Source organism: Saccharomonospora amisosensis (genome assembly GCF_011761185.1).
GTDB lineage: Bacteria > Actinomycetota > Actinomycetes > Mycobacteriales > Pseudonocardiaceae > Saccharomonospora_A > Saccharomonospora_A amisosensis.
In genome coordinates this window covers 1016072-1035371 of sequence record NZ_JAAOYM010000001.1, presented here as the reverse complement: position 1 = coordinate 1035371, position 19300 = coordinate 1016072, and the positions used below count along the sequence as shown (strand labels likewise).

At 68.7% G+C, this 19300-nt stretch carries 20 protein-coding genes; 12 read left to right on the top strand and 8 right to left on the bottom strand.

All coding sequences use genetic code 11. The annotated features are described in order from the left end of the window. Positions 1-13: 13 nt before the first annotated feature. Positions 14-1045 (bottom strand): 4-hydroxy-3-methylbut-2-enyl diphosphate reductase, encoded by a 1032-nt coding sequence (locus FHU38_RS05155; protein ID WP_167167011.1) that lies wholly within the window; start codon positions 1043-1045, stop codon positions 14-16. 118 nt (positions 1046-1163) lie between these two features. Between FHU38_RS05155 and FHU38_RS05150 the strand changes: the two genes are divergently transcribed. The 5 genes from FHU38_RS05150 (at position 1164) to glpX (ending at position 4939) form a co-directional block, all read left to right on the top strand. After that, entirely contained in the window at positions 1164-1826 is a 663-nt protein-coding gene (locus tag FHU38_RS05150) for a lipid droplet-associated protein (protein ID WP_167167009.1), read from the top strand. Continuing rightward, on the top strand, positions 1823-3082 hold the full coding sequence (gene xseA, locus FHU38_RS05145) for an exodeoxyribonuclease VII large subunit (RefSeq protein WP_167167007.1): 1260 nt from the start codon (positions 1823-1825) through the stop codon (positions 3080-3082). Before FHU38_RS05150 ends, xseA begins: the two co-directional genes overlap by 4 nt. A gap of 6 nt (positions 3083-3088) precedes the next feature. After that, the gene (locus tag FHU38_RS05140) at positions 3089-3529 is read left to right on the top strand and encodes a hypothetical protein (RefSeq protein ID WP_167167005.1); all 441 of its coding nucleotides are present in this window, start codon (positions 3089-3091) and stop codon (positions 3527-3529) included. Then, entirely contained in the window at positions 3526-3789 is a 264-nt protein-coding gene (locus tag FHU38_RS05135) for an exodeoxyribonuclease VII small subunit (protein WP_167167003.1), read from the top strand. Before FHU38_RS05140 ends, FHU38_RS05135 begins: the two co-directional genes overlap by 4 nt. Before the next feature lie 88 nt (positions 3790-3877). After that, a complete protein-coding gene (gene glpX / locus FHU38_RS05130) occupies positions 3878-4939 on the top strand; it encodes a class II fructose-bisphosphatase (RefSeq protein WP_167167001.1) in 1062 nt (353 codons plus the stop codon). A gap of 97 nt (positions 4940-5036) precedes the next feature. On the opposite strand, the gene FHU38_RS05125 is transcribed toward glpX, so the two are convergent. Next, entirely contained in the window at positions 5037-6026 is a 990-nt protein-coding gene (locus FHU38_RS05125; protein WP_167167000.1) for an NAD(P)/FAD-dependent oxidoreductase, read from the bottom strand. 95 nt (positions 6027-6121) lie between these two features. On the opposite strand from FHU38_RS05125, the gene FHU38_RS05120 reads away from it, so the two are divergent. Beyond that, positions 6122-7522 carry a class II fumarate hydratase gene (locus tag FHU38_RS05120; protein WP_167166998.1) on the top strand — a complete coding sequence of 467 codons (1401 nt, stop codon included), beginning with the start codon at positions 6122-6124 and terminating at the stop codon, positions 7520-7522. Between the two features lie 97 nt (positions 7523-7619). Further along, positions 7620-8177 carry a potassium channel family protein gene (locus FHU38_RS05115; RefSeq protein WP_167166996.1) on the top strand — a complete coding sequence of 186 codons (558 nt, stop codon included), beginning with the start codon at positions 7620-7622 and terminating at the stop codon, positions 8175-8177. A gap of 32 nt (positions 8178-8209) precedes the next feature. Here the strand turns inward: FHU38_RS05115 and FHU38_RS05110 are convergent, their stop codons facing one another. Next, on the bottom strand, positions 8210-8785 hold the full coding sequence (locus FHU38_RS05110) for a TetR/AcrR family transcriptional regulator (protein WP_167166994.1): 576 nt from the start codon (positions 8783-8785) through the stop codon (positions 8210-8212). A gap of 53 nt (positions 8786-8838) precedes the next feature. Continuing rightward, a complete protein-coding gene (locus tag FHU38_RS05105) occupies positions 8839-9093 on the bottom strand; it encodes a hypothetical protein (RefSeq protein WP_167166992.1) in 255 nt (84 codons plus the stop codon). Here FHU38_RS05105 and FHU38_RS05100 point away from each other — a divergent pair. Genes FHU38_RS05100 through guaB1 form a run of 3 tightly spaced genes read left to right on the top strand, consistent with a single transcriptional unit; the run spans position 9082 to position 12715 of the window. Beyond that, positions 9082-10593, top strand: a complete 1512-nt coding sequence (locus FHU38_RS05100) for an ATP-dependent DNA ligase (protein WP_167166989.1) — start codon at positions 9082-9084, stop codon at positions 10591-10593. The genes FHU38_RS05105 and FHU38_RS05100 overlap by 12 nt on opposite strands. Before the next feature lie 16 nt (positions 10594-10609). Continuing rightward, complete coding sequence (locus FHU38_RS05095; protein WP_167166987.1) at positions 10610-11233, top strand: MBL fold metallo-hydrolase; 624 nt, start codon at positions 10610-10612, stop codon at positions 11231-11233. A 42-nt stretch (positions 11234-11275) separates the two neighbouring features. Continuing rightward, the gene (gene guaB1 / locus FHU38_RS05090) at positions 11276-12715 is read left to right on the top strand and encodes a GMP reductase (RefSeq protein ID WP_167166985.1); all 1440 of its coding nucleotides are present in this window, start codon (positions 11276-11278) and stop codon (positions 12713-12715) included. A gap of 47 nt (positions 12716-12762) precedes the next feature. Here the strand turns inward: guaB1 and FHU38_RS05085 are convergent, their stop codons facing one another. Both FHU38_RS05085 and FHU38_RS05080 read right to left on the bottom strand, forming a co-directional pair. Continuing rightward, on the bottom strand, positions 12763-14154 hold the full coding sequence (locus tag FHU38_RS05085) for a PhoH family protein (protein WP_167166983.1): 1392 nt from the start codon (positions 14152-14154) through the stop codon (positions 12763-12765). 351 nt (positions 14155-14505) lie between these two features. After that, positions 14506-15285 carry an isoprenyl transferase gene (locus FHU38_RS05080; RefSeq protein WP_009156005.1) on the bottom strand — a complete coding sequence of 260 codons (780 nt, stop codon included), beginning with the start codon at positions 15283-15285 and terminating at the stop codon, positions 14506-14508. A 96-nt stretch (positions 15286-15381) separates the two neighbouring features. Between FHU38_RS05080 and trhA the strand changes: the two genes are divergently transcribed. Next, positions 15382-16062, top strand: a complete 681-nt coding sequence (trhA, locus tag FHU38_RS05075; RefSeq protein ID WP_313886667.1) for a PAQR family membrane homeostasis protein TrhA — start codon at positions 15382-15384, stop codon at positions 16060-16062. 50 nt (positions 16063-16112) lie between these two features. After that, positions 16113-16421 (top strand): hypothetical protein, encoded by a 309-nt coding sequence (locus FHU38_RS05070; RefSeq protein WP_208415564.1) that lies wholly within the window; start codon positions 16113-16115, stop codon positions 16419-16421. Positions 16422-16457: 36 nt separating this feature from the next. On the opposite strand, the gene FHU38_RS05065 is transcribed toward FHU38_RS05070, so the two are convergent. Together FHU38_RS05065 and FHU38_RS05060 are read right to left on the bottom strand one after the other, a co-directional pair. Beyond that, complete coding sequence (locus FHU38_RS05065) at positions 16458-17012, bottom strand: hypothetical protein (RefSeq protein ID WP_167166981.1); 555 nt, start codon at positions 17010-17012, stop codon at positions 16458-16460. Between the two features lie 73 nt (positions 17013-17085). Further along, a complete protein-coding gene (locus FHU38_RS05060; RefSeq protein ID WP_167166979.1) occupies positions 17086-19107 on the bottom strand; it encodes a thioredoxin domain-containing protein in 2022 nt (673 codons plus the stop codon). Positions 19108-19300: the final 193 nt, after the last annotated feature.

Here is a 19300-nt window from a genome sequence, read left to right as displayed (position 1 = left end):
CACCTCGGTTCGGTCAGCGCACGCTGCTGCGCGCGCTATCACCCCGTAGTTCTCTCGGCAAGGCGAAGGAGATCTTCTCGTTCGCGGTGGTGACCTCCTGGACATCGGCCCAGCCGCGTTCGGCGAGCCATTCCAGCAGCTCCATCACAAGCACCTCGGGAACGGACGCCCCGCTGGTCACACCGACGGTCTGCACGCCGTCCAGCCATGCCTCGTCAACCTCATGGGCGAAGTCGACGAGGCGGGCGTCGCTCGCCCCTGCTTGGAGCGCCACCTCCACCAGGCGACGCGAGTTCGAGGAGTTGCCCGAGCCGACGACGAGCACGAGGTCGCACTCGGCGGCCATCGCCTTGACCGCCACCTGCCGATTCGAGGTCGCGTAGCAGATGTCGTCACTCGGCGGGTCGGCGATCTCGGGGAAGCGCTGCTTCAGCTGCTCGACACGCTCCATCGTCTCGTCGACGCTCAGCGTGGTCTGCGAAAGCCACACCACCTTGGAGGGGTCTCGGACCGCTACCTTGTCGACATCCTCGGGTGTGTCCACCAGCTGGACCCGGTCCGGCGCCTCACCCGAAGTGCCCTCGACCTCCTCGTGCCCGGCGTGGCCGATCAGCATGATGTCGTAGTCCTCCCGCGCGAACCGGGTGACCTCCTTGTGCACCTTGGTCACCAGCGGGCAGGTGGCGTCGATCGTGCGCAGGTTGCGTTGCTCCGCCTCCGCGTGCACGGCCGGGGAGACGCCGTGGGCCGAGAACACGACCAACTCGCCCTCCGGCACCTCCGACGTCTCGTCGACGAAGATCACCCCACGCTCTCGCAGCGTGTCCACGACGTGCCGGTTGTGCACGATCTCCTTGCGGACGTAGATCGGCGGGCCGTACCTCTCCAGAGCCTTCTCGACCGTGATGACGGCACGGTCGACCCCGGCACAGTAACCGCGCGGCTTGGCCAGCAGAACGCGCTTACCACCGGTAGAAGGGCTTGGTTGGCCGCCCTCGACCGATACGCTGGTGGCAGGCTCTGTTCCTGGACTCGCAGCACTCATGCCACCAGGGTACGGGCCGACTCCGGACGGCAAGACCCGAGACGATGTCCTGGGATACACGACACGCGTTAACCCGTTCGGCTGGGCAGGGAGGGCTATGTGCGGCACGCTTAGGGGTATGAAGCATCTCCCGTTCCCGCTCCGGGTAGCCGCAGGACTTGCCGTCACGACGGTGGAGCGGGTGCGAGACCTGCCCAAGCAACTGACGGAGCTGCCCGTGACCGTCGCTAGTCAGGTGCTGCAGGCGTCCATGCGAGTGCAGCAGCACGTCACCGAGCTGGCGATCAAGGGCGACGACGCGCTGTCCACCCTTCGCCCGGTCGAGGAGACCCCGAGCTGGGCGACCTTTGACGAGGATATCGAGCCACCGACGGACGAGCCCGGCGGCAACGGGCAGCGATACGGCGGCACCGAAACCACCCGATCGCGCGATGACGACCCGTGGGCGTTGGAAGAGCGCGCGCTCGGTGAGGAGCACTCCGAGGGCGAGTTCGACAGCCCGGAGCCACCCACCCAGCAGCAGGTGAGGGTGCGTGACGCCATGGCCACCGCACCGGGCGCCGCCGCGGCTCCGGGCGGGCTGGCGGGCTACGACCAGCTGACCCTTCCGCAGGTCCGAGCGCGGCTTCGGACGCTCTCGCTCGAGCAACTGGAGGAACTGCTGACCTACGAGCGCGAGCATGCCAACCGCCCCTCGTTCGTCGGCATGCTCGGCCGCCGGATCGGCAACATGCGCCAGCAGTCCCCGCAGGACGGGTCAGAAGGCTCGACCGCGCGGTGAGCAGCGGCACCGAACGCACCAGACGGACGGCCGAGCCGTCCACCGCGGAGTGCCCGTGGCCGGTGCGCACGGTGGCTCGCAAGATCGCCGACTGGATCCACCGCCTTGGCGCGGTCTGGGTCGAGGGCCAGGTCACGCAGATCTCGGCCCGGCCGGGAGCGCAGACCTCGTTCCTCACATTGCGCGACCCGGCCGCCGACGTGTCCATGACGGTTACCTGTGCCGCGAGCCTGGTACGTGACTGCGATCCGCCGTTGCGTGACGGGGCGAGGGTGGTGGTGCACGCGAAGCCGACGTTCTACCTCAACAGGGGGACGCTCAGCCTGCGGGCCAACGAGATCCGTCCCGTCGGCATCGGCGAGTTACTCGCTCGCATCGAGCGACTGCGCAGGCTGCTCGCCGCCGAGGGGCTGTTCGCGCAGGAACGCAAACGCAGGTTGCCGTTCCTGCCAAAAGGCGTCGGGCTCATCACCGGAAGGGCCTCCGCCGCCGAGCACGACGTGCTCGTCAACGCGCAGGCACGTTGGCCTGCCGTCGCCTTCCGGGTCGTGAACACCGCTGTGCAGGGTCCGGCGGCGGTACCACAGATCGTCCGCGCGCTATCCACTTTGGACGCCGACCCCGACATCGACGTGATCGTCATCGCTCGCGGTGGTGGCAGCGTCGAGGATTTGCTTCCGTTCTCCGACGAGACGCTGTGTCGAGCGGTGGCCGCGGCGGGAACCCCGGTTGTCAGCGCGATCGGTCACGAGCCGGACTCGCCGCTGCTGGACCATGTGGCCGACCTGCGCTGCTCCACCCCCACCGACGCGGGCAAGCGCGTCGTGCCGGACGTGCGGGAGGAGACCGCCCGGGTCCACCAGCTTCGCGACCGCGCACGCCGCGCACTACACGGGTGGGTGGACACCCAGCGCAGGTTGCTCGAGCAGTTGCGCAGCAGGCCGTCGCTCGCCGAGCCACTCGAGCCGATCGAGCGCCGCGCCGCGGATGTCCAGACCCATCTGGAGCGAGGCAGGCGCGCCATACTCACGGTCGTCGGTAACGAGCAGGCAGCGCTGGCCGCCGCAAGGGCGAGGCTCAATGCCCTCGGCCCTTCGGCCACGCTCGCCCGCGGCTACGCCGTCGTGCAGTACCACGACGAGCAAGGCAACCTCGCGGTGCTCCGATCGGTCTCACAAGTAGCCGAAGGGACACCGCTTCGCGTGCGGGTCGCCGACGGCGCCATCCGAGCGATCGCGGGCGCGCAAGAGGAGTGAAGGCAGATGCAAAGCTGTGCGTTCCTTCCGCTGACCACCGAGGTCGCCACACGGCTGTGCCGGGAAGCCCTGGGTGAGAACGCGCGAGGCCGGGCCACCACGGTACGACGCAGAGCCGCGGAAGCGGAGGCGGCTGCCGCACGGTGCTGGACGGCGCTGCTCGCGGGCTGTGACTCAGCGGTGCGCTGGGAGTTGACCCCCCGCCTGCGTGAACTGTCGGAGGCGACCTCGCTGTACGCGGGCTCTCGCTGGTGGTTGACCGACGGCGCGGTTCACCGGCGGCGCGTGGCGAACGCCCAGTCAGATATCGAGGACGCGATCGCCGACGCCGACGGCCAGGAGTTCGCCAGGGCGTTCGTCGGCTACGACCACGCGATGGCCAGAGCGGTAGTGTGCGCGAATAACCGGGTAGGGCGGCCAGCGGAGAGTGTGAGACGAACACGGTGAGTGAAGCGGACGGCGAGCAACTGGCCGACCTCGGTTACGAGGAGGCGCGGGACCAACTGATCGAGGTTGTCAGGGAGCTGGAGAGCGGCGGGCTGTCCCTGGAGCAGTCCCTTGCGCTGTGGGAGCGGGGCGAGCGGCTGGCCAGGCTGTGCGAGCGACATCTGGAGGGTGCACGCGAGCGCATCGAAGCGGCGCTGGCTACGGTAGAGGACACGCCTGACGTCGAGGTCTCCGAGGACGTGGCCGGCAACTCGGAGTGACGTCCACGACACCGGCGGGAGGCCGAGGCCGTTAAGGCCGTTAGATCTCCTCGACGCTGTCGCCGAACAACGCCATCCGGGAGGGACCATGACCGCCGCCAGCCAGTCCGCCGGTAGTTCGAGGAAAGTAGAGGCTCCTGACCGCAACCTCGCCATGGAACTGGTGCGGGTGACCGAGGCCGCCGCCATGGCCGCGGGCCGGTGGGTCGGAAAGGGAGACAAGAACGGCGGTGACGGTGCCGCCGTGGACGCCATGCGCCAGTTGATCGGCACCGTGTCGATGCGGGGCGTCGTCGTGATCGGCGAGGGCGAGAAGGACGAGGCGCCCATGCTCTACAACGGGGAGGTCGTGGGCAACGGCGACGGGCCGGAGTGTGATGTCGCCGTCGACCCGATCGACGGCACCACACTGATGTCGAAGGGTATGCCCAACGCACTCGCCGTGCTCGCGGTCGCCGAGCGGGGCGCCATGTTCGACCCCTCGGCTGTCTTCTACATGGAAAAGCTGGCGGTGGGCCCCGAAGCGGCCGGTGCGGTGGACCTGTCCGCCCCTATCGCTGAGAACATCCGGCGGGTCGCCAAGGCAAAGCACAGCTCCACGTCGGACGTGACGGTCTGCATCCTGGACCGTTCCAGGCACGAGAACATCGTGAAGGAGGTTCGCGCGGCGGGTGCCCGCATCCGGTTCATCACCGATGGCGATGTGGCAGGCGCCATCGCGGCGGCCCGCCCGACCACCGGCGTCGACATGCTGCTCGGTATCGGTGGCACACCGGAGGGCATCATCGCGGCATGCGCGTTGAAGTGCCTCGGCGGCGAGTTGCAGGGCAGGCTGTGGCCCAAGGACGACGAGGAACGCGAGAAGGCTCTCGCCGCGGGACACGACCTCGATCGCGTGCTGACCATCGACGATCTCGTTCGCGGAGACAACGTGTTCTTCTGCGCCACCGGGGTCACCGACGGTGACCTGCTGCGGGGTGTTCACTACCGCGCGGGCGGCGCCACCACGCAGTCGATCGTGATGCGCTCGAAGTCGGGGACCGTGCGGATGATCGACGGCTACCACCGGTTGACCAAGCTTCGCGCCTACTCGTCGGTGGACTTCGACGGCAGCGCAGGCGGCGAGGACGAGGTCCCGCCGCTTCCCTGAGCCACGAGGTGGCGCACGAGGCACATAACGGATTTTCGGTGGCGTGGCCACCTCACCGCACCCAGACGGCTGGGCGCGTGGCGGGGCGAAACCATGCTCACATCTTGTCGCTGGAGTGGCCGGGAAACAGCCGTGCGGCCGGGTCGAGCAGCACCGCGATGTTGTTGATCGCGGTGGCCGCCTCACCGAATCCGGTCGCGATCAGCTTCACCTTGCCCGGATAGGCCGCCACATCCCCGGCGGCGTAAACGCGCTCGCGCGCGGTGGCCATCGTGGTGTCCACCTGGATCGACCGTTGCTCGATCGTGAGGCCCCAGCTCTCGATGGGCCCGAGGTCGGCGGTGAACCCGAGCGCGGCGATCACGGTCTGCGCGGGCAGCACGATGTCTTCCCCTGCCCTCGTTCTGAGTTCCACCTCGGCGAGTTCGCCGTCGTCTCCGCCGCGAAGGCTGGTCACCTCGGCGTCGGTGATGATCCGCACTCCTGCCTCGCGCGCCTCTCGCACGATCGACTCCGCCGCGCGGAACCTGGACCTGCGGTGCACCAGCGCGACACTCGCGGCAATCGGCCGCAGGGCGAGGACCCAGTCGAACGCGGAGTCGCCTCCGCCGACCACCACGACGTGCTTGCCGGCGTGCGCGGCCAGCGACGGTACGAAGTGGACGAGGCCCCGGCCGAGCCAGCCGTCGCCCGCTGGCAACGGGCGCGGGGTGAACTCCCCGATCCCCGCCGTGATCAACACGGCGCCCGTGCGCACGGCCTGGCCACCGTCCAGCGTCACTTCCAGACCGTCGTCGACGGTGCGCAATTCCTCGGCCTTGCGTCCGAGCAGGTACGTCGGGTTCCACTGCCCGGCCTGCTCCACCAGTCCCTTGACGAGGTCGCGGCCGCGGACAGCGGGGAACCCGCCGACGTCGTAGATCATCTTTTCGGGGTACATCGCGGTCACCTGCCCTCCCGACTCCGGAAGCGAGTCCACGATCGCCGTGGACAGGCCACGGAAACCCGCGTAATAGGCGCCGAACAGACCGGTCGGTCCCGCCCCGACAATCAACACGTCGACCGACAACGTCTCGGGCGAGCTCATCGGCTCACCACCCTTCGATGCTGGTGGCAGTCCGAAACGATCCTAGTGCCCGAACACACCGGGCGGGGCTCACGCGGCTGCGCCAAACTGGCGACATGGCTGAACAGGAGTACCGGACAGAGCACGACACGATGGGCGAGGTCAGAGTTCCGGCCGACGCCCTGTACCGCGCGCAGACCCAACGCGCCGTCGAGAACTTCCCGATCTCCGGCCGTGGCCTCGAGCGTGCCCAGATCAGGGCGCTCGGCCTGGTCAAAGCCGCCGCCGCGCGCGTGAACGCCCGGCTCGGCGTGCTGGAACCCGACCTCGCCGCCGCCATCGCGGCCGCCGCGGACGAGGTCGCCGACGGCAAACATGACGCGCACTTCCCGATCGATGTCTTCCAAACCGGTTCCGGTACGTCGTCCAACATGAACGCCAACGAGGTGATCGCCACGCTCGCCTCGCGCTCACTCGGCCGAGACGTTCATCCCAACGACCACGTCAACGCGTCCCAGTCGTCCAACGACACCTTCCCGACCTCGATTCGCGTCGCGACGACCGAAGCCGTGCTCAAGGACGTGATCCCCGCGCTCGACCACCTCGCGACGGTCGTCGAGCGCAGGGCGGCGGAGTGGGCGGACGTGGTGAAGTCCGGCCGCACGCACCTGATGGACGCGGTGCCGATCACCCTCGGCCAGGAGGCGGGTGCTTGGGCCGCCCAGGTGCGATTCGGCATCGAGCGGCTGCGCGGCTGTCTTCCCCGCCTCGGTGAACTGCCGATCGGTGGTACCGCGGTCGGTTCGGGCCTGAACGCACCACCCGGGTTCGGCTCCGCGGTGGCCGAGGAGCTGGCGAAGGTCACCGGCCTCCCGCTGACCGAGGCACGGAACCACTTCGAGGCACAGGCGAGCCAGGACGGCGTGGTCGAGACCTCCGGAGCGCTTCGCACGGTGGCCGTCTCACTCCACAAGATCGCCAACGATCTGCGCTGGCTTGGCTCCGGACCGCGTACCGGGCTGGCCGAGTTGGCCCTGCCGGACCTGCAGCCGGGGTCGTCGATCATGCCCGGCAAGGTGAACCCGGTGATCCCGGAGGCAACCCTCCAGGTCGTCGCGCAGGTGATCGGCAACGACGCCGCGGTGGCGTTCGCGGGTTCGCAGGGCAACTTCCAACTCAACGTGAACCTGCCCGTTATCGCACGCAACGTGCTGGAGTCGGCTCGGCTGCTCGCCGCCGTGTCACGGCTGCTTGCGGACAAGGTGTTCGCGGACCTGCGGGTGAACATCGATCGGGCCCGCGCCTATGCGGAGGGTTCACCCTCGATCGTCACGCCGTTGAACGCGTACCTGGGCTACGAGGAAGCCGCCGCGGTCGCCAAGCAGGCGCTCGCGGAGCTTAAGCCGATCAGGCAGGTCGTAATGGAACGTGGGCACGTCGCCGAGGGAAAGCTCACCGAGGAGCAACTCGACGAGGCACTGGACGTACTGCGGATGGCTCGCGGTGGCCACGGCTGACACGGCGCGAGCCGGTGCCGGATGCGCACAGGCAACCGGCACCGGCTCGCGCCGGCGGGACCGGGTATCACGGTGAACGAGCAGAAGGCGGCATCCGTTGCGGCGCAGGCACCTTAACGGCCACCCCCAAGAACTGAGCGGTCGCGAGATCGCGATCTCGATGCTGCGTTCGACCGGTGCGGTCGCGCTCGTGCTGGTGGCCTACTACCTGATACCGCTCGATCACGAGCTGGGAATCAGTGCCTGGACCAAGTTCGCGGTGGGACTGCTGGTCTTCACCACGTTCGTGGTCTGGCAGGTCAGGGTCATTCTCAAGTCGTCGAGACCACGGTTGCGTGCCATGGAAGCGGTCGCCGTTGGGTTGCCGTTCCTGCTGGTGCTGTTCTCGGCCAGCTACATCGTGCTGGAACGCAGCACTCCCGGATCATTCACCGAGTCGCTCAGCCGCAACGATGCCCTCTACTACACCGTCACGATCTTTTCCACGGTCGGCACTGGCGACATCGTGCCGGTTACCGAGAGCGCCAGGCTAGTGACGATGGTGCAGATGGTCGTCGGCGTGATCGCGGTGGGCGTGATCGCCAAGGTTGTCGTGGGAGCGGTGCAGGTCGCCACGAAACGAAGGGGCGAACGCGACGGTGGGGGTGAAGGTTGAGCGCGTCGCTTCCCCTGCCTGCGTTGCCGTCGCTAGCTCGACTCGATGAGCTGCCTCGCGACTTCCTTGGCGTTGCCAACCGCTCCTGGCACGACACCGAGTGAGGCGGTCACCGTGGCGCCCTCCAGCAGCATCAGCAGCGACGTCGCCAACTTCCTCGGGTTGCGAACGCCCGCCTGACGAGCCAGCGTCCGCAGGTAGTCGAGTAACCACTGTTTCTGCTCGCGGATCACCTCTCGTCCGGGGTGGGTGGCGTCGGTCAACTCGGCCTGCGCGTTGACGAAGGCGCAGCCACGCGAGTTCTCGGTGGAGATCCACTCCTCCTGCGCGTCGAAGACCAGCAGTATCCTGCGCGCGGGCGTGATGCGCCCGCGCTTGCCGACGACGGTGGCCACGTGTTCGCGGTAGCGCTCATCCCTGCGGCGCAGGTAGTGGCCGACGAGGGCGTCCTTGGAGCCGAACCGGTCGTAGAGAGTCTTCTTGGTGACTCCGGCCTCGCTCGCGATCGCTTCGACGCCGACGGCATGGATTCCGTTCTCGTAGAACAACTTCCCCGCCACCTCGAGCACCCGCTCGGCGGCCGGGGTCAGGGTGAGGTCCTCGGTCACCCCTTGACGGTATACCGATCGGTTTAGTAGGTCTAGTAACCATACCGGTCGGTTTACGTTGGAGGTGTCGGGGGCACCTTCGTCGAACGCAAGGCAGGCTCGAAGCTGCCGCCGGGCGAGGCGCTGGTGATCCAGTGTTCGGCCAGTGCCGTCGCGTTCACGGTGCTGGCGTGGCAGATGTTCGGCGAATGCGTGAGCCTCACCGGCCTGCTCGGACCCGCCGTCCGCCGCGTCGCCGTCGCGACCGCGCCGCGCTCGCGACGCGAAATGTCGGTGCCGGAGGAGATGATGGCGACATGCTGTTCCACGATGTCGTCGCCGCGTCGGCAGGGCTGTCAGCCACACGATCTCGAAGGGCCAAGACGGCGATCCTCGCCGAACTGCTGAGCGCCGTGCCCGCGAGCGAACTCGCCACGGCGGTGGCGTTCCTCACCGGTCAGCCTTCGCAGGGCCGGATCGGTGTCGGCTGGCGCACCCTTTCGCAACTTCGCGCGCCGCCCTCCGCCGAACCGAGGCTGACTGTCACCGAGGTCGACACCGCGCTCGGCGAGGTGTCGGAAAGCGTCGGCAGCGGCTCGGCGGCGCGGCGCGCGCACGTTCTACGCCGCCTGCTGGCCGACGCGACGCGAACCGAGCAGGAGTTCCTGTTCCGGCTGCTCACCGGTGAACTACGGCAGGGCGCGCTGGAGGGGGTCATGGTGGACGCCATCGCGGAGGCGGTCGCAGTGCCCCCCGACGCGGTGCGAAGGGCCTTCATGCTCTCCGGCAGCCTGCCGACGACGGCCGCGGCGGCTATGTCCGGCGGCAGCGCCGCGCTCGGCCAGTTCGGCCTACAGGTCGGCAGGCCGATCCGACCGATGCTGGCCTCGCCCGCCGAGGCGCTGGAGGAAGCGCTGGCCGAACTCGGGCCGGTGGTCGTCGAGTACAAGCTGGACGGCGCTCGCATCCAGGTGCACCGCCGAGGGGACGAGGTGCACGTCTACACCCGTACCCTGCGCGACGTCACCGCGCGGGTCGGGGAGCTGACCGAACTGGTGCGGTCACTGCCGTGCGACTCCGTGGTGCTCGACGGGGAGACGCTGGCGCTCACCGACGAGGGCAGACCTCGACCGTTCCAGGAGACCATGTCGCGGTTCGGCAGCACGAGGGAGGAGCAACTGCGCGCGCTGCTGCTGCGGCCGTACTTCTTCGACTGCCTGCACCTCGACGGCACCGACCTGCTGGACGCACCGCTGAGGGAGCGCAACAACGCGCTGCGAAAGGTCGCGGGCGAGCACGTCATCCCCGGGCAGAGCGAGCCGGCCGACCCGGCGGCCATCCTGACGCGGGCGCTGGACGACGGACACGAGGGTGTCATGGTCAAGTCCCTCGACTCCGCATATGCCGCGGGCCGCAGGGGGAGGTCATGGCTGAAGGTGAAGCCGGTGCACACGCTCGACCTGGTCGTGCTCGGTGCCGAATGGGGTCACGGCAGGAGAACCGGCTACCTGTCCAACCTGCACCTCGGTGCCATCGACCCGGCGGGCGGTCCACCGATCATGGTCGGCAAGACCTTCAAGGGCCTCACCGACGAACTGCTCGCCTGGCAGACCGAACGGCTACCGACCATGGAAACCGCCCGCGACCGCGCGACGGTGTACGTGCGGCCGGAACTCGTGGTCGAAGTCGAACTCGACGGGGTGCAGAGCAGTTCCCGCTACCCCGGCGGTGTGGCGCTGCGTTTCGCCAGGGTGCTGCGCTACCGGCCGGACAAGGAGCCCGCCGACGCCGACACCATCGAATCCGTGCGTGCGATGCTGCGTGGTTGACGGTTAGGGTCTGCCCATGGCAGCGACAGTGCGAAATGTGGTTACCTCCGGGGTTTTCCAGCTCGACGGCGGAAGTTGGGACGTCGAGAACAACGTGTGGATCGTGGGCGACGACACCGAGGTGATCGTCATCGATGCGGCACACGACGCGTCCCGCATCGCCGATGCGATCGGCGATGCGACCGTGCGCGCGATCGTGTGCACCCATGCGCACAACGACCACGTCAACGCAGCCCCTGAGTTGGCGAAACGGACCGCGGCGCCGATCCTGCTTCACCCCGACGACCGCGTGCTGTGGGAGCTGACCCACCCTGGCCGGGCCCCCGACGGCGAACTGTCGGACGGGCAGTCGCTGAGCGTCGCGGGCACCGAACTCAGAGTGTTGCACACCCCCGGCCACGCTCCCGGCGCGGTGTGCCTGCACGCGCCCGACCTCGGCGTGGTGTTCACCGGTGACACGCTGTTCCACGGCGGCCCTGGCGCCACCGGCCGCTCCTACTCCGACTACCCGACCATCGTGGCGTCCATCACGCGGCGGCTGTTCGAGCTGCCCGCCGAGACAGTGGTGCACACCGGGCACGGCGAGGACACCACGATCGGGGCCGAGCAGGCTGGCTCACGTGACTGGGAGCAGCCGTAGCGCGCACGCGAAGACCGGACAAACCACGTAGGCTGAGATCTCGTGCGGTTTCTGGAAGGCCACCGGCCGGTACACGACCTGACCTACGACGACGTCTACCTGCTGCCCAACCGCTCCGCGGTGGAGTCGCGTTTCGACGTCGACCTCTCCACCAGCGACGGGACGGGCACCACCATCCCGGTGGTGGTGGCGAACATGACGGCCGTCGCAGGCAGGCGCATGGCCGAGACCGTGGCGCGCAGAGGCGGGCTCGTCGTACTCCCGCAGGATGTCGACCCGGCGGCGGTCGCCGACATCACCGCGTGGGTCAAGGACCGCGACGTCGTGTGGGACACCCCGCTGGTACTCACACCCGGCGACGCGGTCGCCGACGCGCTGAACCTCGTCGGTAAGCGCGCACACGGCGCGGTGGTCGTCGTCGACGGCGAAGGCCGACCCGTCGGGATCGTCGACGAGGCAGCCTGCGCCGGCGTGGACCGGTTCGCACGCCTCAGCGACGTCGTCGACCCGGTTGTGCCCACGTTCGGGTTGGACACCCCACAGCGCGAGGTGTACGAGACCCTGCACGAGCACGGTGGGAAGCTGGCGCTGGGAGTCACCGGGGACGGCAGGCTCGCCGGGGTGCTGACCCAGGTGGGCGCGCTGCGCGCGGGCATCTACCAGCCCGCGGTCGACGGCGAAGGGCGGCTGCGAATCGCCGCCGCGATCGGGGTGAACGGCGACGTCGCCGCCAAGGCGGAGGCCGTGCTCGCCGCCGGGGTGGACGTGCTGGTTGTGGACACCGCACACGGGCATCAGGAAAAGATGCTGTCGGCGCTGAAGGCGGTGCGATCGCTCTCGCCTTCGGTGCCGGTGGTGGCGGGCAACGTCGTGACCGCCGATGGCACGACGGACCTCATCGAGGCAGGCGCCGACGTTGTGAAGGTCGGCGTGGGTCCGGGCGCGATGTGCACGACGAGGATGATGACCGGCGTCGGACGGCCACAACTGTCGGCCGTGCTCGACTGCGCCGCCGCGGCGAGACGCCTCGGCAAGCACGTGTGGGCCGACGGCGGCGTGCGTCACCCGCGCGATGTCGCGCTTGCCCTGGCCGCGGGTGCGTCAGCGGCGATGGTGGGCTCCTGGTTCGCGGGCACCCACGAGTCTCCCGGCGACCTGCGCTACGACGAGCACGGCAGGCCCTACAAGGAGTCGTACGGAATGGCGTCCAAGCGAGCCGTCACCGCGCGCACCCGGTCGGACAGCCCTTACGAGCAGGCCCGCAAAGCACTGTTCGAGGAGGGCATCTCGTCCTCTCGCATGCCGGTGGAACCGTTGCGCCCCGGCGTGGAGGACCTGCTCGACTCGATCATCGCGGGGGTTCGGTCGGCATGCACCTACGCGGGCGCGCCCAACCTCGAAGAGTTCCACGAGCGTGCGGTGCTCGGCGTGCAGTCGGCCGCGGGGTTCGCGGAGGGTCGCCCGCTGCCCACGGGCTGGTGAGGCCGGTGGGCAGCGGGCGAGCGCGGCCGACGAACGTCGGCTAGCGGCTACCCGTGGTGTTCCAGCATCTCGGTGACCAGCGCCGCGATCGGCGAACGCTCCGAACGCGTCAGCGTCACGTGAGCGAACAGCGGATGCCCCTTCAGCTTCTCGATGACGGCCGAGACACCGTCGTGCCTGCCGACCCGCAGGTTGTCCCGCTGAGCCACGTCATGGGTCAGCACGACCCGCGAGGCGCTCCCCAGCCGGGACAGCACCGTGAGCAGCACATTGCGCTCCAGTGACTGCGCCTCGTCGACGATCACGAACGAGTCGTGCAGGGAGCGACCCCTGATGTGTGTCAGCGGCAGCACCTCGAGCATCCCCCTGTCGAAGACCTCGTCGAGCACCTCCTGGCTGACGAGCGCGCCGAGGGTGTCGAAGACCGCCTGAGCCCACGGCTGCATCTTCTCGCTCTCCGAGCCAGGCAGGTAGCCGAGATCCTGCCCCCCGACGGCGTAGACCGGGCGAAACACCACGACCTTGCGGTGCATACCGCGCTCCAGCACGGCTTCCAGACCAGCGCACAGCGCCAGCGCGGACTTACCCGTACCGGCCCTGCCGCCGAGCGAGACGATCCCGATGTCAGGGTCGAGCAGCAGGTCGAGCGCGATGCGCTGCTCGGCCGACCGCCCGTGCAGCCCGAACGCCTCGCGATCGCCGCGCACCAGCCTTGCCTTCTTCTCCGGCGTGACCCTGGCCAGTGCGCTCGACGTCCCCGCGAGCAGCCGAAGCCCGGTGTGGCACGGCAACTCGCCGACCTCGGGCCGCCCGAACTCCGCCAGATCAGCCACGCCGCCTGCGAACAGCGCGTCGAGCGCCTCCTGCGGCACATCGAGGTCGGCCATGCCCGTCCAACCGGACGGCGTGACCTCCTGTGCCCGGTACTCGTCGGCGGTCAGCCCGACCGAACCCGCCTTCACACGCAGCGGCACGTCCTTGGTCACCAGCGTCACCAACTCCAGCTCGGTGGCGAGGTTGAGCGCGCAGGCGAGGATGCGGTGATCGTTGGAGTCGGTACGAAAGCCGGGTGGCAGCACCGTGGGATCGGAGTGGTTCAGCTCGACGTGGACGGTCCCACCCTCATCGCCGATGGGCACGGGGGCGTCCAGCCGACCGTGCGTGCGCCGCAGGTCGTCGAGCAACCGAAGCGCCTCCCTCGCGAACCAGCCGAGCTCCGGGTGGTGCCGCTTGGCCTCCAACTCGCTGATCACAACCAACGGCAACACCACGGAGTGCTCCGCGAACCTGGTAACCGCCCACGGGTCCGACAGCAGAACCGAGGTGTCGAGCACATAGGTGCAACGCGGTAAGCCGGCTGGGTCGGACGGTCCGTCAGTACCGAGAGCACTGGTCGAAGAGTGGCCGGAGGCCTTTCGGGGCAAACGCTGCGCAGTCACGACGGCATCTCCCTCGTTGGGCGTTGGCACCACGCCCGCACTCGCTGGGCCGGGCACTGCCCTGGCTGGTCGCTTCCCTGACGCCGCGGCGTCAGGGTGTGCGCCCACGAGGGCCCGGTGCCGGCCCCCTCGTGCGTCTCGTGAACGGCTTCGCCGCTCGCACTAGCACTGCCACGACCAGGGCCTCCCGTGACGAGCCACATGGGTTCGCGACCCGTCACCACGGAAGCTACCTGCAGACGGCCGGTTCGTGCAGACAGCCAGGTAGGTGATTCGCCGATTCGTCACCTCACGGCCGGTACTGGGCTACCGCGCCGTGAAATCTCGGCCGCCCGCCGTGTCGGGATCGATTCAGCCGCCGTACCGGCGGTTTCGGACGGCGTAGTCACGCAGTGCCCGCAGGAAGTCCACGCGGCGAAACGCGGGCCAGTACGCCTCGGTGAACCAGAATTCCGAATGCGCCGACTGCCAGAGCAGGAATCCGGAGAGCCGCTGCTCGCCGGAGGTCCGGATGATCAGATCAGGGTCAGGCTGCCCCGAGGTGTAAAGGTGCTCGGAGATGTGATCGACGTCGAGGATCTTGGCAAGCTCATGGATCGAGGTTCCCTCGTCCGCGTGCTGCTTCAACAGTTTGCGGACGGCATAGGCGATCTCCTGCCGCCCACCATAGCCGACGGCGACGTTGACAACCATGCCGCGGCGGTTGTCGGTGCGCTGCGCGGCGGCGGTGAGCCTTGCCGCGACCTCGGTAGGCAGCATGTCCAGTGCGCCGACGATCGAAAGCCGCCACGGGTTTCCCGGTGCGGCGAGCTCGTCCACCACGTCCGGGATGATCTCCAGAAGCGCGGCTACCTCCTCGTTGGACCGGTTGCGCACGTTGTCGGTGGACAGCAGCCACAGCGTGACCACCTCCACATCGGCCTCCCTGCACCAGCCGAGGAAGTCCGCGATCTTCTGTGCGCCCATCCGGTGGCCGCCGTTGACGTCGGTGAAGCCTGCCTCCCGCGCCCAGCGCCTGTTGCCGTCGAGGATCACGCCGATGTGGCGCGGATGCCGCCCTCCGGCTTGCTGGATCAGGCGCCACGAGTACACGCTGTAGACGATGCGCGAGGCGAAGGACCTAAGGCTCACGTCACGGGAGCGTACGCCTGGCCCGAAAGTGATGTTCGCGGCGCTCCTGCCGTCGGCGGGTGCGGTCCCGGCTACGATTTCCGTAATCTGAGCGTCGTGAGTGCAGCAACCGATACCCCTCCGGTACCGTCCGCCGCCTATCACCGGCCCCGGCTTCGGGGGCACATCCACTTCTGGAGCTTCTTCGGTGCACTGGCCTCCGCCGCCACGCTGATCGTGCTGGCAGGGTCGACGGTGTCAGCGACGGCCGCACTCGCCACGTCGGTCTACGGCGTCACCGTGGTCGGCGTGTTCGGCGTCAGCGCCCTCTACCACCGGCGCGTCTGGAGCAGGCGGGCGTACGAGTGGATGAAGCGCGCCGACCACTCGATGATCTTCTTGTTCATCGCGGGCACCTACACACCGTTCACGCTGCTCGCGATGTCGCAACCGACCGGTTATGTCGTGCTCGGCGTTGTGTGGGGCGGCGCGGTGGCAGGTGTCGCGCTGAAGATGTTGTGGCCGAGGGCCCCACGCTGGCTAGGCGTGCCAATCTACATCGCGCTCGGTTGGGTGGCGGTGTTCGTGCTGCCCGAACTCGCCAGATCAGCGGGAATCGCCGCGTTGGTGCTGCTGCTCGTCGGTGGACTGTTCTACACGGTCGGCTCAGTGTTCTATGCCACCAAGTGGCCGAACTACTGGCCAACGACCTTCGGCTACCACGAGTTCTTCCACGCCTGCACGGTGCTTGCCGCCGTTTGCCACTACATCGCGATCTGGCTGGCCATCTACGCCTGACGGCGGCGAAACGGCGAATCCTTCTCACCCGCCCAGTACACTGCGCCGCCGTGGACTACGGCGCCCTCATCATCATCGTTGGCAGCTTGTTCGGAATGACGATCCTTGTGCTGAGTTTCGTCGAACGCACGGTGAGACGACTCGCGCGGCAGACCCTGCGGATCGAAACCAAGCTCGACGCCATGTTGGACAGCCTCGGGATCGCGGCGCCACGACCCGAGCTCGCGCGGGTCAACTCGCTGATCCTGGAGGGCAAGCGGATTCAAGCCATCAAGGAGTACCGAAAGCACACGGGTGCCACGCTGGCCGAAGCCAAGCAAGCCATCGAGGACCTCGAACGGCGCGGCCATTCGCGTTGACGGCACTCGCGAGACCGCATGATCGGCACCCGCGGGTCAGCCCAGGTCGGGACCCTTCGCCCGCAAATCGTCCAACTCCGACATCGCCTCGCGAAGTTCGGCCAGCCACGAGTCCGCGTGCTGCCCGACCAGTTTCACCGACCACGCAAGCGCTTCCGAACGTGACCGCGCCACGCCCGCGTCGACCAGCGTGTCCAGCACCCGGCGCTCCGGTTGCCGCAACCGGGTCATCACCGGCACCGAAAGCGTGGTGAACAGTTGCCTGGTATCGCCGAGCCGGGCGCCCCAGGCCACCTTTCTCCGGTAGCGATGCTCGGCCTGCCTTGCGATCTCGATGCGCTGGTCCCTGGTCTCCTCCCGGAACCGGCTGATCCGCCCCTCCTCGGCCGCCGCGCGCGCCACCTCGTCGCCGAACTCCTGAGTCAGCGGAGGCAACTCACCGACCACGATGATCTCCTCGCGGTCCACGGTGATCTCCGGTTCGCCTATGAACCAGCCGTCCGGCAGCCTTCCGCTGAACCACGCGGGCACATCGTCCGCGCTGGGCATCTCACCCTGCTGGCCGCCACGCCCACGCCATCGCTGCCCCATGATGCCTCCCGATTACACGATTACACCAATGCTTACGGTAGGCCGGGCCGACGAGATGTGACAGGGCTGTTCACTACTGGCGAATGGGCGTCGACAACGCCGCCGCCAGTCGCTGCGGTGTCGTCACCGGGCGCTCGCACACGTATCCGTGGCAGATATAGGCCGCGGCATTCCCGTCGACAAGCGGCCGGTCCGCGAGCAGCGGTACACCACCAGCCTCGGGCGGCCCCGCCAGCACCACGCCGCCGCCATGCACCTCGCGCGCGGCCTCGACGAGCAAACCGGATCGCGTAGCCGCGTCCGGCCCCACGACGGCGACCTGGACGGGTCCCGCGAGCAGTGCCTCCGCCACGGACAGCCAGTGTCCTGCGAACCGGGGTGCCTGCGCGACGATCGTCCCCGCCCTGCCCAGCGCCCGCTCACAGGCCTCCCGGTAGTCACCCGCCCGGTCGGGGCCCGCCAGCGCGGAAGCCGTGAGCAACGCCCCCGCCAGCGCGGAAGCCCCCGAAGGCGTGGCATTGTCGGAGGGGTCCGACGGCCGGTGCACCAGTGCTTCGGCGTCGGCGGCCGTGTCATGGAACGCACCAGGCACCTCGTCGTCGGCGAACAGCTCCAGCGCGGTGTCGAGCAGCAGGGTCGCCTGCGTCAGCCACACCGGCTCACCACTGGCCTGATGCACCGCCAGCAGCCCCTCGGCAAGGCATGCGTAGTCCTCCAACACCCCCGCGGCCTCGCCGACCACACCATCACGAGAACTGCGCCGCAGCCGTGCGTCAACGAGATGCCGGTCGAGCAGCAACTCGGCGGCAGAGACAGCCGCCTCCACCCAGTCCGGTCGCTCGAGGGCCACACCGGCCTCGGCGAGCGCGGTGATCGCCAGCCCGTTCCAGGCGGTGACCACCTTGTCGTCTCGCGCGGGCTGCGGCCGAGCGCCACGCGCCTCGAGCAGCGCCGTGCTCACCCGCAACCACCGAGCCGTGTCGTCGGGGTCGCGTGGCAGTTGCAGCGTGGAGGCACCGTGCTCGAAGGTGCCTTCCTCGGTCACCCGGAAGACCTCGGCCGCCCACGAGCCGTCCTCCGGCCCGAGTACCTCGACCAACTGCGCCGGGGTCCACACGTAGGTCAGCCCTTCGACGCCCTCGGTGTCGGCATCCAGCGAAGCAGCGAACCCGCCTTCCTGCGTGCGCAGGTCGCGAAGCAGGAACTCCGCGGTCTCCGCGGCGACACGCGTGGCCAGCGCGGAGGAGGTGCGGCGGGCGAGATGGGCGTAGCAGCGCAGCAGCAGTGCGTTGTCGTACAACATCTTCTCGAAATGCGGCACGACCCACGCCGCGTCAACCGAGTACCTGGCGAACCCACCCGCGAGCTGGTCGTAGATGCCGCCGCGCGCCATACCTTCCGCCGTGAGCTCCACAACGGACAGCGCTTCGGCCGACCCGGTCCGCTCGTAGTGGCGCAGCAGGAACTCCATGATCATGGAGGGTGGGAACTTGGGGGCACCACCGAAGCCGCCGTGACCCGGATCGATCTGTCCCCGCAAAGTGGACACCGCGGTCGCGATGGTTTCCTCATCTACAGGCCGCTGCGCCAACGGTGCCGTCTGCTCCTGGATGTGGCTGACGATCTTGGTGGCGCCCTGGCGCAGCTCGTCCGCGCGTTCCGACCACGCGCGCGCGATCGCCGTGAGCACCTGTCGAAACGACGGCATCCCGTGTCGAGGCGTCGGCGGGTAGTAGGTGCCACAGTGGAACGGCTTGCCGTCCGGGGTCAGGAAGCACGTCATCGGCCAGCCGCCCTGCCCGGTCATCGCCTGGGTGGCGGTCATGTAGACGGCGTCGATGTCCGGCCGCTCCTCACGGTCCACCTTGATGTTGACGAAGTGCGCGTTCATGAACGCGGCCGTCTCGTCCGCTTCGAACGACTCGTGGGCCATGACGTGACACCAGTGGCACGCGGCGTAGCCGATGGACAGCAGGATGGGCACGTCGCGGCGCTTCGCCTCGTCGAGGGCCTGCGCACTCCACGGCCACCAGTCCACCGGGTTGTCGGCGTGCTGCAGCAGGTACGGCGAGGTGGCGCTGGCTAGGCGGTTCACAGCGACAGCGTCTCACACGCCCCGTCTCGCACGCACTGTCAGCTCGCAGTTCCCGCCGTGCCGCCTGTTCGACGAGCACTTCAACACCGTCGAGCAGCCCCGCGACCCCGAACTCGAACGCTCGCGCGGGGTCACCCGCCCCGTACTCGGAGGCCCGCGGCGGCGCAGGCCTCCGCAACAACGGGGTACCGCC